At 39.0% G+C, this 14,406-nt stretch carries 14 protein-coding genes; 11 read left to right on the top strand and 3 right to left on the bottom strand.

From position 1 onward, the window contains the following. Positions 1 to 90: 90 nt before the first annotated feature. Positions 91 to 2,460 (bottom strand): EAL domain-containing protein, encoded by a 2,370-nt coding sequence (locus tag ACNSN2_RS08580; protein WP_418607033.1) that lies wholly within the window; start codon positions 2,458 to 2,460, stop codon positions 91 to 93. 206 nt (positions 2,461 to 2,666) lie between these two features. Between ACNSN2_RS08580 and pyrC the strand changes: the two genes are divergently transcribed. The 9 genes from pyrC (at position 2,667) to ACNSN2_RS08535 (ending at position 11,424) form a co-directional block, all read left to right on the top strand. Beyond that, positions 2,667 to 3,707 carry a dihydroorotase gene (gene pyrC, locus ACNSN2_RS08575; protein WP_041708796.1) on the top strand — a complete coding sequence of 347 codons (1,041 nt, stop codon included), beginning with the start codon at positions 2,667 to 2,669 and terminating at the stop codon, positions 3,705 to 3,707. A 410-nt stretch (positions 3,708 to 4,117) separates the two neighbouring features. After that, positions 4,118 to 4,321, top strand: coding sequence for a cold-shock protein (locus ACNSN2_RS08570; protein ID WP_004588138.1), 204 nt, complete (start codon positions 4,118 to 4,120; stop codon positions 4,319 to 4,321). A gap of 1,028 nt (positions 4,322 to 5,349) precedes the next feature. Further along, positions 5,350 to 6,120: a DUF3450 domain-containing protein gene (locus ACNSN2_RS08565; RefSeq protein ID WP_013465204.1), complete on the top strand. Its 771-nt coding sequence runs from the start codon at positions 5,350 to 5,352 to the stop codon at positions 6,118 to 6,120. Between the two features lie 6 nt (positions 6,121 to 6,126). Beyond that, positions 6,127 to 7,491 carry a MotA/TolQ/ExbB proton channel family protein gene (locus ACNSN2_RS08560; protein WP_028835053.1) on the top strand — a complete coding sequence of 455 codons (1,365 nt, stop codon included), beginning with the start codon at positions 6,127 to 6,129 and terminating at the stop codon, positions 7,489 to 7,491. Beyond that, on the top strand, positions 7,491 to 8,015 hold the full coding sequence (locus ACNSN2_RS08555; protein WP_010388565.1) for a MotA/TolQ/ExbB proton channel family protein: 525 nt from the start codon (positions 7,491 to 7,493) through the stop codon (positions 8,013 to 8,015). The genes ACNSN2_RS08560 and ACNSN2_RS08555 overlap by 1 nt, the downstream gene beginning before the upstream one ends. Positions 8,016 to 8,029: 14 nt before the next feature. Continuing rightward, positions 8,030 to 8,434 carry an ExbD/TolR family protein gene (locus ACNSN2_RS08550; RefSeq protein ID WP_006792384.1) on the top strand — a complete coding sequence of 135 codons (405 nt, stop codon included), beginning with the start codon at positions 8,030 to 8,032 and terminating at the stop codon, positions 8,432 to 8,434. Next, the gene (locus ACNSN2_RS08545) at positions 8,434 to 9,048 is read left to right on the top strand and encodes an energy transducer TonB (protein WP_010388569.1); all 615 of its coding nucleotides are present in this window, start codon (positions 8,434 to 8,436) and stop codon (positions 9,046 to 9,048) included. Before ACNSN2_RS08550 ends, ACNSN2_RS08545 begins: the two co-directional genes overlap by 1 nt. Positions 9,049 to 9,059: 11 nt before the next feature. Further along, positions 9,060 to 10,319: a tetratricopeptide repeat protein gene (locus ACNSN2_RS08540; RefSeq protein WP_054201124.1), complete on the top strand. Its 1,260-nt coding sequence runs from the start codon at positions 9,060 to 9,062 to the stop codon at positions 10,317 to 10,319. 61 nt (positions 10,320 to 10,380) lie between these two features. Beyond that, positions 10,381 to 11,424, top strand: a complete 1,044-nt coding sequence (locus tag ACNSN2_RS08535; protein WP_418607028.1) for a hypothetical protein — start codon at positions 10,381 to 10,383, stop codon at positions 11,422 to 11,424. 14 nt (positions 11,425 to 11,438) lie between these two features. On the opposite strand, the gene ACNSN2_RS08530 is transcribed toward ACNSN2_RS08535, so the two are convergent. Together ACNSN2_RS08530 and ACNSN2_RS08525 are read right to left on the bottom strand one after the other, a co-directional pair. Beyond that, on the bottom strand, positions 11,439 to 11,765 hold the full coding sequence (locus tag ACNSN2_RS08530) for a TraR/DksA family transcriptional regulator (RefSeq protein WP_418607026.1): 327 nt from the start codon (positions 11,763 to 11,765) through the stop codon (positions 11,439 to 11,441). Between the two features lie 59 nt (positions 11,766 to 11,824). Next, positions 11,825 to 12,805, bottom strand: a complete 981-nt coding sequence (locus ACNSN2_RS08525) for a tRNA-dihydrouridine synthase (protein WP_418607024.1) — start codon at positions 12,803 to 12,805, stop codon at positions 11,825 to 11,827. 190 nt (positions 12,806 to 12,995) lie between these two features. Here ACNSN2_RS08525 and ACNSN2_RS08520 point away from each other — a divergent pair, with 190 nt between their 5' ends. Further along, the gene (locus ACNSN2_RS08520; RefSeq protein WP_418607023.1) at positions 12,996 to 13,484 is read left to right on the top strand and encodes a hypothetical protein; all 489 of its coding nucleotides are present in this window, start codon (positions 12,996 to 12,998) and stop codon (positions 13,482 to 13,484) included. Positions 13,485 to 13,548: 64 nt separating this feature from the next. Further along, positions 13,549 to 14,406, top strand: a complete 858-nt coding sequence (locus ACNSN2_RS08515; RefSeq protein ID WP_418607022.1) for a DUF692 domain-containing protein — start codon at positions 13,549 to 13,551, stop codon at positions 14,404 to 14,406.

Here is a 14,406-nt window from a genome sequence, read left to right as displayed (position 1 = left end):
TAAATTATTAAGAGTATTAAAGCGAGTAAGCACAGTGGTCAGTTTAATCCTAAATACTTGGTTGTAAAAAATTCCAGCTGTGCCTAGCCATTAAAGAGGGCTGTGTATTAATGCTATGGCCTCTGTTGCTGTAACAGGTTTTGATTTTAAAAAGCCTTGCCCATAATCACATTGGGTTTTTTGTAAAATAGTAAGTTGCTCAGCGGTTTCTATTCCTTCTGCAATAACAATAAGATCTAAAGAAATAGCCAAGGTTAAGATAGCATCTATTAACGGGTTAGCAGTGATTTTTAAGTTATCAATAAAGCTTTTATCAATTTTCATTACATGAATTGGCAGTTGGTGCAAGTAGCCTAGAGCAGAGTAGCCTGTGCCAAAATCATCAAGACAAAGCAACACTTTTAAAGGTGATAACCCTTGTATAATTTGCGTCGCTAATTCTAAATTTTCGATCAGTCCCGATTCAGTTATCTCAAGACACAATGAGCCCAGTGGTAGGTGGTGTTTTTTATAAATACTATGGAGCTGCTCTACAAATTCTAAACTGGCAAAGTGTCGAGACGATACATTAACCGTGACACGTAAAAAGCGATGCCCTTGTTGTTGCCACAAAGCAATATGTTGCGCTGCGAGGTCTAGTAAATGCAAATCTAAGTTAATAATTTGCCCGGTCTTTTCAGCAATTGGAATAAAGTCGTTCGGTGATATAAACCCTTTTTTTGGGTGATGCCAACGTACGAGAGCTTCAAATCCTATAACCTCGCCACTGTTAATAGTAAAGATAGGCTGAAAATACAGTTCAAATTCATTATGCTCAATACCGTGCTGTAAATCGTTTTCAAGATCTGCATGCGTTTTTAGCTTATTGCGCATCACGTTATTAAAAAATTTAACTTGGCCACGCCCTGATGATTTTGCCTCATACATAGCCGCATCTGATTGTTGCAATAATACAAATGCTTCATCGTCTACGCTGTCACTAAATGCAACGCCAATACTGGTGGAGGGCTGCAGTAAATGGCCATCAATATTAACTGGTTCAGATAGTGCCGATTTAATGCGAGTAAGGGCATCGTTTACTTGGTCACGATGACTGAGGTTTTCCATAAAAATAGCAAACTCATCGCCACCTAAGCGAGAAAAGGTATCGGTATTGCGTACCGTTTGAGTAATGAGTTTACATATAGCAATTAAAAAGTGATCACCTACTTCGTGACCTAACGAATCATTAATACTCTTAAAGCGATCAAAATCAAGGTAAAGCAGGGCATGAAAAGTGCCTTTTTGAGCGCGATTTAGGCGTAAAATCGCATGCTTCATTCTTTCAATCAGTAGCGAACGGTTTGCCAGCCCAGTTAGCTCATCGTGCAGCGCTTTGTGCTCCAGCTCTTGGCGGGCTAAATGCCTATCTATAACCATGCTTATTTGACGACTTACATAGGTTAGCAACGAGCTATCATGCTCATTGTAGTAATGTTGTTCGTCATAACTTTGTACAACAATAACGCCACTCATACGCTCATTAACTTTAAAAGGCACACCTAACCATGAATCAGCTTGTTCACCTACTAACTTAAAATGGCCTTGTGCAATATGTTCATGGTATTGCTGTTTATTAAGTAGTAATGGTCGTTCATTAATCAGCAAATAATAAGAGGCTGTCTCTTTTAGTTGATCTTTGGAAATTATTTTATGGGTATTTGTTTGTACACCGCCTTCAACGGTATAAACAAAGTCGAGCGCATCTTCTTTTTTGTCGTACAACGCAATAAAAAAGTTACTTGCAGTCAATAAGCTGTCAATAATTACATGCAGCGATTTAAAAAACGTATCTAAATTTTGTGCTTTGTAGGTTAAGTTAGCTATTTGCAGTAGGCTGCTTTCTAATTTTTGTGCATTGTTGAGCTGCATTACTGTGTCTTGCAAGCTATTAACGGTATTCACTTGATTGATTTTTGCGCTTAATAAATGAGCTACCGTAGTTAAAATCTCTAGATGCGAACTAGTAAAGTAATTTTTTATTGGGTGCTCACAGTCTATAACCCCAAGCACGCGATCTTTGTATATTAAGGGGACGCATATTTCTGATTGGGCAGGGCGTTCATCAGCTATGTAACGGCTGTCTTTATTTACATCACCAATTATTAATGCTTGCCCTGTGGATGCTGCATAGCCTGTTATGCCTTCGCTAAAGCGAATGATTTTGCGTTCAGACTGATAACTGATATGTTCGCTTTCAATACCCATAGAAGCTACTTGATTCAGCAAAGATTGGCTGTCATCTGCTAAGTAAATAACGCAGTCTACAAACCCAAGTCGATTAACAACCTGTGTAGTGACATAACTAAAAAGCGCTTCTAACGTATTCAGTTGCAATAAACTTGACGAGAACTGATTGATTATACTCAATTGATCCGTTTTAGTTTCGAGCGCTTTAGTGGTATCGATAGTGTTCGACATAAGCAGCTTTGGGAGGCCTTATAATTATTATTAAAGGTACATACGTTAACCTAATATTAACGTTTCTACAAAATAAAACGTTAAATGAGAATCATCAAGTGTAAAGTTAACTTTAAATGTAGTATCTAAGGATTATTTCTAATAAGCCCTTTACTCGAAAACACCATATGCCTATGATCAGTTAACTTAAGCATTAGGACTTTACGATGACGAGCAAAATGACAACTTTAACGATTACTAGACCCGATGATTGGCATGTGCATTTACGAGATGGGGATCAGTTAAAAGATACGGTGCGTGACATTAGCCGTTATATGGGCCGCGCGATAATTATGCCAAATTTAGTTCCGCCAGCTACGTGTACAGAAACCGCATTGTCGTACCGAGAGCGAATTATGGCTGCAAAACCTCAAGGGCAGTTTGAACCTTTAATGGTGCTTTACCTTACTGATAAAACGACGCCTGATGAAATAAAAAAAGCAAAAGCGACAGGTAAAATTTTTGCAGCTAAATTGTACCCAGCGGGTGCAACAACTAACTCGGATTCTGGTGTAACATCAGTAAAAAATATCTACCCAGTATTAAAAGCAATGCAAGAGGTTGGCATGCTTTTACTTGTCCATGGTGAAGTCACTGACTCTTCTATTGATATATTCGATCGTGAAAAAGTATTTTTAGACACTATTTTAGGCGACGTTGTCGCAGACTTTCCTGAGCTGAAAATTGTCCTTGAACACATAACAACGAAAGATGCAGTAGAATTTGTTGAAAATGCCTCGGATAATGTAGCAGCTACAATTACTGCGCATCATTTGTTATATAACCGCAACCATATGTTAGCTGGGGGGATACGCCCACATTATTACTGCTTACCTATATTGAAGCGTAACATTCATCAACAAGCGCTTATGGCGGCGGCTACAAGTGGTAGTAAAAAATTCTTTTTAGGCACGGATTCAGCCCCACATTATAAAGATAAAAAAGAAGCGGCATGTGGTTGTGCCGGTGCTTATACCGCGCATGCAGCTATTGAACTTTATGCTGAAGCCTTTGAAGAGGCAGGAGCGCTTGATAAGTTAGAAGGCTTTGCAAGCCACTTCGGTCCAGACTTTTATGGCCTTGAGCGTAATACTGACACTATTACCTTGGAGAAAGCGCCTTGGACAGTGCCAGCAAGTTATTCGCTAGGAGATTCAGAAGTAGTACCGATTAAAGCCGATAGTGTTATTGACTGGCAAGTTAAATAGTAAAAATTAAGCTAAAACCACCTAAACTAAGGTGGTTTTTTATTTTCAATTACCAAAAAAGCGGTTTGGAGGAACCCTATTTTAAATATTTATAATCTGCTTATAAAAAATACAACTTTTAGGTTGTTTATCCTTATAAAAATTAGAAACTTATAAAGAAAGTAATAAATCGATGAATCTTCAAAAATAAATCCCAATTAATAGAGCTAAAAAAATATTAATGTGTTAACCTTAATTGGCTTTGAGTTTTTGCGTATTGAATTACGGTATTGTGCTGCGTTTAAGGTTACCGGTTTGGTTATTACTTCTTCCTGTACTATCACCTCCAGTTTTTTGGGCATTGACTCAGGGAGGATATTGCCATAATTATATGGCTGAATTTTAATTATTGACTTACAGGAAAATTTAGTATGTCGGTTACTGGTAAAGTAAAATTTTTCAACGAAGCTAAAGGCTTTGGTTTCATTGAACAAGAAAATGGTCCTGACGTGTTTGTACATTTCAGCGCAATCACTGGTTCTGGTTTTCGCACTCTTAGCGAAGGTCAAGCAGTGACTTTCAGCATCAAGCAAGGTCAAAAAGGCCCAGAAGCTGAGAACGTAGAAGTAGCATAATTTATTATGTGAACCTAAGTTCATCGTGGTGAAGCACTAACCTGTTTCACCATAATTTATATACATCTACAAAACCCATTTACTCCTCTGTAACGCCATAATTCTTTTAGTAGCTATAATTCCTTTAAACCCTCATTTTATCTATATGTTTATAAACCTTCGTGCTTTGAGTATTTCATCGGCCAACTACATATTAGCTATGCCATTACGTAATAATACTTAACCATATTGAGAGGGCAGATGAGTCGATAACTGCGTTAAAAATTTCTCGTCTAGAAAAAAAATAAGTAAATTTTTTGCCTTGCTATCTACATAGTTTTCCTTTTTAAAAATAGCTCATTTAATTAAGCGAGTTGGTATTACTTAACGTTACAGTGAACCTATCAGCGTCATCACTGCAAATCTTATTGGTTAATAAAAGCTTAAAAGTGTGTAAGATTGGCATTCGTACCTATGAAAATATTAACAGTGGCCAGGGAGCTTTATATTAATTGGATGAAAAAACACAGGTGTTAATAAAAATGATTTTTTGTAATTACCTTCCCCCCCTTTGTATTGCTTTTCAATAAATCTGCACGTCATTATTATGATGCGATGAATAACCTAATAATAACGATTAGCTGTATTTTTAGTCTAAAAAGTCTTAAAAAAGCTTCAAAATTAATATTCGGGACAGAAAATTAGCTTATTTTTAATTTTTTTTCAGCAACGATTAAGTTAATTTTAAATGTTATATTTTTGTTTACATTAACGGTGGTGGTTATGGTTATTCTTACTATATAAGGGCTTTCAGAAATTGTGTTTATCACGTTAGTTATAATAATGTTAATTTTTTTGTTCGGGCCCAGTAAATATCTCACAAACAAGCTGATTTATTTATAGGTTATGCTAAACATGAAGTTGACATGACTTAATGCATTTAGCATTATTGGTAAGTTGATATCTATTAAAAGATATCAGGGTTGTCTTCCCCTTAGCGGGTTGATAATTAAATTATAAAAGTAACATTACTTAATTGGTTGGGAACTATGTCTGTTAAAATCAGAAAGAGTCTTGTAGCAACTGCGTTGGTTGGCGCTTTTGCATTTGCAAGCAGCAATGTGATTGCAGATCCTTTGAATGACGTGCAAAAAGCAGGTCAAACAATTCAAAAGGCTGCGGTTAAGTCTCAAACTAAAATTGACAATGTATATGGTCAAACTCAGGAGCTAATCGCTGAGTACCGTAGCATCGTTGATGAGACTGAACTTATGAAAGTGTACAACGATCACGTAGCACGTTTGGTCGCAGACCAAAACGCGTCTATCGCATCGTTCGATCGTCAAATCGCGACTATCGATAACACTAAACAAAACGTTGTGCCTTTGATGTATCGCATGATCGATACGCTTGAGCAATTCATCAAAGCGGACGTTCCATTTAACCTTGAAACTCGTCTTGGACGTGTTGAAAGATTACGTGAGATCATGGCATCTGCATCTGTAACAACGTCTGAGAAGTTCCGTCAGGTTCTTGAAGCGTACACTGTTGAAACAGCCTACAGCTCAGCTGTAACTGCTTCTCAAGGTACATTAGATGTTGATGGTCGTAGCATTAACGTAGATATTGGTCGTTTAGGTCGTATTACTTACGTAGCGCAATCATTCGATCTAAAACACGCTTGGGTGTGGGATAACAACACTAAACAGTGGAAAGAATTAGGTGAAGAATACCTAAAACCTGTTAAAGAAGTGATCCGTATGGCACGTAAGCAAGCGACACTAGAACTTGTTAAACTACCAATTTTTGGCGCGGAGTAATCAATAATGAAGAAACTATTTAAAGGTTTTGCTGTTGCAGCAGTACTGTCTGTTTCTGCCGGTACCGCGCTTAATGCACATGCAAATACTGACGCTTTAGATAAAATTCTTGAGCAAGTAAAGCAAGAGCGTATCTCTGAAGGAAAAATCAATAAGCAACGTGAACAAGAGTTCTTGTCAGATCGTGCTGATAAGCAAGCGTTACTTAACAAAGCGAAAAGCCAACTAGCTGCTGAAAAAGCACGTGGTGATCGTCTTAGCAAAGAATATGCACAAAACGAAAATACTTTAGCGGAAAAAGAGCAAGCTCTTCAAAACGCGCAAGGTACGTTAGGTGAAATGTTTGGTGTTGTTCGTCGTGCAGCAGCTGACGCGATTGGTTCAATTGAAGCATCTTTAGTAAGTGCTGAAAAACCAGGTCGTGCTGAAGTACTTCGTTCATTAGCAGCCGCTAAAGAACTTCCAACTGTTCGTGAATTAGAAGAGCTTTGGATTTCACTTCAAACAGAAATGACTGAATCAGCAAAAGTTTCAACGTTTGAAACTGAAGTTGCAGGTCTTGACGGTAACCCGTCTATGAAAAAAGTAACACGTATCGGTAACTTCAACTTAGTTACAGACGACGGCTACTTAATCTACTCACCAGAGACTAAATCTATCCAGCCTCTAGGTAAGCAACCTGACAGCTATATCCTTAAAGGTATTTCTGATCTAGAAGGTACTTCAGCTGATAACTACGCTGGCGTATTCGTGGATCCTACACGTGGTGCAATTTTACGTATCAACACTCAGAAAAAGTCTCTTATGGAATACTACCATCAGGGTGATACAGTTGGTTACATCATCACTGTATTACTTGCTGTAGGTCTTTTAATCTTCTTAGTACGTTTCGCTGATTTAGCGCTTACTACTTCTAAGATCAAAGGTCAGCTTAAGAACTTGTCTACACCGAATACAAATAACCCACTGGGTCGTATTCTTAAAGTGTACTCTGACAACAAAAACCAAGATGTTGAAAACCTTGAGCTTAAACTTGATGAAGCGATTCTACGTGAAACGCCACGCATCGAAGCGGGTATTAACATCATCAAGATCCTTGCTGCTATCGCACCATTACTAGGTCTACTAGGTACGGTAATCGGTATGATCCTAACGTTCCAAACAATCACATTGTTCGGTACGGGCGATCCGAAGATCATGGCTGGTAACATCTCTCTAGCACTTGTAACTACAGCGCTAGGTCTAATTGCAGCTCTACCACTTATTCTACTTCACTCTATTGTTGCAAGTCGTAGTAAGTCGGTATTACATATCCTTGATGAGCAAAGCGCGGGTATCATCGCGACTCACGCGGAGAAGGAGAAAGCCTAATGCTAGTCCTGATGGAGATATGGGAATCTATCAGGGATTTTGTTGGCACAGGCGGCCAGGTATTATACGTGGTCGCGATAGCACTCTTTCTTATGTGGGTTTTAATGATTGAGCGCTATTGGTTCCTACTTGCTGAATTTCCTCGTTTAACGAAGGAAATAGTAGCCAAGTGGGATGCCCGCCAAGACACTACGTCTTGGTACGCACACAGAATCCGTGAAGCATGGATTTCTGAAGCGTCTGAAAAATTAGATCAGCGTATGTTGTTGATTAAAACATTAGTAGCTGTATGTCCTTTAATAGGCTTACTTGGTACTGTTACGGGTATGATCGCGGTTTTTGAAACCATGGCAACCCAAGGTACAGGTAATGCACGTTTAATGGCATCAGGCATATCAATGGCAACAATCCCAACAATGGCTGGAATGGTTGCGGCACTATCTGGGGTATTCTTTAGCTCACGCCTTGAGGCAAGAGCGAGAATGGTGAAAGCCAAACTTGTAGATAGTATGCCTCATCACTAGAGAGAGAATTAAATATGGCACGTAAACAACGTTTTCGTGAAGAAGAAGAAGCAGCGGTAGATATGACGCCAATGCTTGACATCGTATTTATCATGCTTATTTTCTTTATCGTAACTACATCGTTCGTTAAAGAGGCTGGTATCGAGGTCAATAAACCAAAAGCTGCCCAAGCTACGAAGCAAAAAAATGCTAACATTTTTATTGCAATTCGCAGCGACGGTGCAATCTGGATTGATAAACAGCAAGTTGATGTTGAACGTGTTTCAGCAAAAATCGAAAGTTTATTAGCAGAACAACCTACTGATGTTGTAATTTTGCAAGCTGATAAAGAAGCAAAACACGGTACAGTGGTTAAAGTGATGGACCAGATTAAAGCGACAGGTGATAACCTGAGAATTTCAATAGCTGGAGATCAGTAATGATTCGTTTTCTGTTTTCACTGATTGCAGGTGGGGCAGTTACTTTCGGCTTGTTCTACTTCATGGCATACCTCATTTCTGGTGGGGCTGACCGTAATACGGAACAAAAAGAGCAGATCATAGTCGAAATTATGACGAATCCGCCTGAATCTAAGGTGCAGGAGAGGAAGCGTGTACCGCCTCCGCCTCCGCCACCGCCAAAGCAGCCGCCTAAACCGCAGCCGCCACAGCCGGAAAACAGCAACCCAAGTACGAGCTTGTCGTTTAATATGCCAAGCATCGATGTGGGAAGCACGGCCGGTGGACTAAGTGGTCCAGGTGCATTTGGACGAGATGGTGATGCGACACCGATCGTTCGTATTGAACCAAAATATCCAACACAAGCAGCACGTGATGGTAAAGAAGGTTGGGTTCAACTTTCATTCACAATTGATGAGTTAGGTGGTGTGATTGACGTTGATGTAATCGACGCAGATCCAAAACGTATCTTTGACCGTGAAGCTAAACGTGCATTGCGTAAGTGGAAATACCGTCCTAAGATCATTGACGGAAAACCACAAAAGCAAGTTGGTTTACAAGTTCAACTAGACTTTAAACTTAACCAAGGCAACTAAGGAGGCGAGTAATGAGAAATTTTTCTAAAGTAACTGCACTTGCAATTCTTATGTCTGTGTCAGGTGTAGCATTGACTGCACCTGTTTTAGCGGCGCCAGATTACGCGAAAATTGAAGAGCGTAAGAAAGCAAAGACTAAAATCATGGGCGAACGTACTGGTAAAAAAGTAATTAAAGCGTTTGATTTGTATAATGAAGATGATGTTGATGGCGCAATTGCTTTATTGAAAGAGTTAGATCCGTCTAACGACTTTGATAAAGCAACTGTTAATCGTTACTTAGGCAGCATGTATGCTCAAAAAGAGCAGTACAAGGTTGCCATTAAGTACATGAAAGCAGCGATTGCACCAGATGTATTAAACTTTGCCGATCAGGCTCAGGGTTTAAAAACCCTAGGTGATATGTATGCAGGTACTGAACAATACAGTGCTGCCAAGCAAGCATATTATGATTGGATGGACTTTACAGGCGAAGAAGACCCCAAAGTTTACACTCGTATTGCGCAAGCAAGTTATGAGCTTAAACAGTTTAATGAGGTTCTTGAGCCGGCAAACAAAGCAATTAAGTTAGCAAAAGAGCCTAATAAAGCTCCTTATCAACTTAAATTAGCTGCCTATTTTGAGAAAAAGCAATATCAAAATATGGTTAAAGTTGCTGAAGAAATCGTTCGTGTATGGCCTGAAGACAAAAAGTCTTGGGTAGGCTTAGGTAAGTATTATTTACAAACCGAAGACTACAAGAAAGGGCTAGCAACTATGGAAGTTGCTTACAAGAACGGTTACTTTGAAAACGAAGTTGAATACAAAGTTCTAGCTAACTTTTATTCTTTAAACGAAATTCCTTATAAAGCAGCTGTAACGCTTGAAAAGGCCGTTAAAGAAGAAAAAGTTAAACGCACTAAGCAGAATATGAGTGCAATTGCTAGTAACTACCATCGTTCGAAAGATATAGAGAAAGCTGCTAAGTACTACGAAGAAGCTGCTAAATTTGATAATGACGCTGAGCTTTACCGCAAAGCAGGTTCATTACTTTTACAATCTGAAAAATTCAGTGCTGCTGTTGTTCGTTTGAACAAAGCATTAGAGCTTGGCTCTGAAAAGAAAGGTACTATTTATTCAGATTTAGCTGAAGCGTTTTACTACCAAGGCAAGTATAAGCAAGCACATGCTGCTATTACTAAAGCTATGGACGATCCAACCACACGCAGGTTTGCAAAAGGTTGGGCTACATATATTAAAGATAAAGCCGCTCGCAACGGTGTTAAAATTTAATATTTAATGTACTCTAGTATTTTTAAAAAGCCCCACTGGGGCTTTTTTTATTGGAATTAACATGAACAAAACGCCTATTATTTCATTGCTCTTTTGCTTGCTTTTAGCATCATGCTCAAAGCCAGCTGACTTATTTTCATCTTATGAAGAGGCACAAAGCGCGTTAATATCACTTAATACGGCTTTAAGTGCACAAGAGAACTTAAACAGTACAGGGCTCAGTAATGAACAACTGCTTTTTACTGATGCATATTTAGCGCATCGCCACGCTATTTACCAGCAGTTAATGCAAATGAAGTTAACTGTTGCGCAAACTAATCAGGTAAATTATTTGGTGATTGCTGAGCGATTTCCAGAGCGTTATTTTGCATGGCCTGCACACACTGATGTGTTATCAAACATGCTTTCGATATTTAAAAATGATGCTCAGTATAAAAACATTGAGCAATGGCTGATATTTGTTCAAACACAGCTTAAAGCCGCTGAGCAAAGTAACTTAAAGCTTAATAAAATAGAGCATAATTATTTAAAGCACTATGTACAGCAAGCAATTAACAGTACAGACACACCTATTGAGCTTAATGAGTCTCTGAGTGTATTAAATAATTACTTAGCGCAGTATAAGCCAAGAGGCAGCATTGGGTTGTCTGGCCTTGCTAATGGCAGCCAGTGGTATCAAAGTAAATTAAATTATTTTGCAAATGATGTGCTTTCACCGCTTGAGTGGCTAAGTCGCATTGATAGTAAATTTAAATCAATGCAGAGTCAAAAACAGCACACAATGGTAGAAGCTTCAAATGTCTCACAGCTTACCAAATTACTTTTAACTGATTCTAAAATAATGGGTTTAGACTGGTCAACGGGTTATACGCTATTACCTCAGCGGGCTAACACTACACAATTAGAACCTGCCGATGCGCAGCTCTATATGGCTATGATGGAAACTGATCTTGGGGTGCATTATCATGCGTGGACACTATCGCAAGCGCGTTTGAATTTACTAAAACGTTTAAATATTAGTGAAGAAGATGCGAGGATATTAGTTGAGGATATTATTTTTTATCCAGGGCAATCATTTAGTTTTGCACCGCAATTACTCAATTAAATTTAAGTGCGCTACTACTTAGCGCACTTATCACACCGCTGAGCAGCAGGGTCTCTTTCTAAGCGCTGCTCTGATATTTTTTCTTCACAGTCACAGCAGTAGCCATATTGACCAATATCCATTTGGCTAATTGCTGCTTCAAGCTTGTTCATTCGTTCAATTAACGGATTATACTCATTACCTAATTGCTGAGCGGCTAAATCGAGCCATTCTTCATTAGATGTTTGGGTTAGGATGCAGAGCAAGTTTTGATGTGTAGGGTGAGTCGATTGTGACAGCAAACCTAATATCGTTGCTTTAACACTTTCAATTTCATCGTTTAGTCGTTGCTGGTGATGCATTAGCAGTATAACCCTTAAGTTAATTTGTAGTGATACTGCTATTATCTATTTAGATTTGTTTAGGTGTTATGATTTGCATCAAATTGTGGCGCTTTCGCATATTTCTTTAATACTTCAGCTACCTCATCCTTTGCTTTTAAACGACGAATTTCATCAAATAATAGCCCAGCTTGTGGATATTGGCGTTTTAAATAACCAAGCCATTGCTTTGTTCGAGATGCAAAATATTTATTATCTTTGCTAGCTGTTTGGTGCATAGATGAATGAATAATATGGTGTAAAATATTCTCCCAAGTGAGCTCGCTGTAGCTTTCGTTATTAACTTGCGCTTTAATTTTTCTTGCGAGATCAGGATGTGAAAGGGCGCCACGACCAATCATCAAATCACGGCAACCACTGCGTTTTTGGCATAAAAGAGCATCTTCTATTTGCCAAATTTCGCCATTGGCGACCACTGCAATTTGTTTATCTTTGACCAAAGGAGGGATTTTTTCCCAATAGGCGGGTGGATTGTAGCCATCGCGTTTAGTTCTTGCATGTATAGCAATGCTGTTAGCACCAGCGTTAACAACGGCATCGACAATTTCTTGGCTGTTACTATCATCATCAAAACCTAAGCGAATTTTAGCACTTACTTCATGTTCATCATCAACGGCATCCCTTACCGTTTTTATAATCGAGTACATATGTTCTGGATCTTTGAGTAATACAGCACCGCCTTTGCTTTTATTGACTGTTTTTGCTGGGCAACCAAAGTTTAAATCAACGCCATGAGAGCCTAAGCCAATTGCTTTTACAGCATTTTCTGCTAACACGTCGGCTACTTGGCCTAATAACTGAATGCGAACTGGAGTACCACTACGAGTGAGTCCCGCATTTTTAAGTTCAGGGCAATAACGGTGGAATACTTTATCTGGAAGGCAAGTATCTACAACACGGATAAATTCGGTCACACAAAGATCGAAGCCGCCTATGTCGGTAAGTAGTTGCCGCATCTTAAAGTCAACGACACCTTCCATGGGTGCTAAAATAAGTTTCATAGTGTGATTAATGTATTACTAAAAAAGGAGCGCCAGTTTACCTGTAAATCATAAATTCATAAAACGCTTATTAGCGTTCACAGAGAGTTAAATAACTTATTTGCAAAAAAAATAGAAAATTTGAAAGTTTTTAGTTTAATGCCGGTCTACTTTTATAATGATGTTCAACAAGTTTAAAAGGTAATTAAAAATGAATACAATAAAGAAAAACTCAATTGCATTAACATTAGGCGCAGTGGTTGTTGGCAGCGCAAGTATGGCGAGTACTGATGTTAAAGCTAATCCATTTGAGTTTCAACAAATGGTAGCTGGTTATCAATTAGACGCTGGTGAAGGCAAGTGCGGCGAAGGAAAATGTGGCGGCGACGCTAAAGCGAAAAAAGAAGGCAAGTGCGGCGAAGGTAAATGCGGCGGTGATGCTAAAGCGAAAAAAGAAGGCAAGTGCGGCGAAGGTAAATGCGGCGGTGATGCTAAAGCGAAAAAAGAAGGTAAGTGCGGCGAAGGTAAATGCGGCGGTGATGCTAAAGCGAAAAAAGAAGGTAAGTGCGGCGAAGGTAAATGCGGCGGTGATGCTAAGGCCAAAAAAGAAGGCAAGTGCGGCGAAGGTAAATGCGGCGGTGATGCTAAGGCTAAAAAAGAAGGCAAGTGCGGCGAAGGTAAATGTGGTGGTAGCCACTAAACTTTTCTTTTTCAGATAAGCGAGAGGGCCATTAGGCCCTTTTTATTTAATATGAGGTTTTATTATGGCTCAAAATCAAACGCCTAACTTTGGCATGGTCGGTTTAGGCTTGCGAAGAGAAATGCTAGATGAGCTTGAGCATGCTATACCAAAACAAATTGAGTTTATGGAAGTGGCCCCAGAGAACTGGTTAAAGCTAGGTGGGCGCTTTGAAAAGCAATTTAAGCAGTTAACTAATAATAATCACTTTGTTTGTCATGGTTTGTCTCTTTCTATTGGCTCACCTGAGCCGCTTGATATTGAATTTATAAAGTCGTTAAAATCTTTCTTTGATCACCACAATATTAAAGCTTATAGCGAACATTTAAGCTATTGCTCAGGTAAAGGCCATATGTATGACTTAATGCCAATTCCTTTTACTGAAGAAGCGATCAAACATGTCGTTTCTCGGGTTAAGCAGGTACAAGATATATTAGAGCGACCACTTGTGCTGGAAAATGTGTCTTATTATGGTGCCCCTGGTCAGCAGCTATCAGAGCTTGAATTTACCAATGCTATTTTAGAAGACGCAGACTGCCAGTTGCTATTAGACGTTAATAATATTTATGTGAACTCGATTAATCATGGTTATGATGCACAAGCGTTTTTAAGTGGGCTACCAACTAATAAAATTGCCTATTGTCATGTTGCAGGCCACTACAATGAGGCTGATGACCTTATTATAGATACTCATGGCGCAGATGTTATTGACCCTGTCTGGCAATTGCTCGATAGCGCATATCAGGCACATGGTGTTTTTCCCACACTGCTAGAGCGAGATTTTAATATTCCACCTATTAACGTGTTAACCAAAGAGCTGGATATAATCCATCAATTACAAGCAAAGCACCTTAAGGTGTTATCAACAGCACAAAGCGCTTAG

The organism is Pseudoalteromonas sp. US3C1013 (assembly GCF_048401115.1).
Classification (GTDB): Bacteria; Pseudomonadota; Gammaproteobacteria; order Enterobacterales; family Alteromonadaceae; genus Pseudoalteromonas; species Pseudoalteromonas undina.
This window is presented reverse-complemented; position numbering and strand designations above follow the sequence as displayed.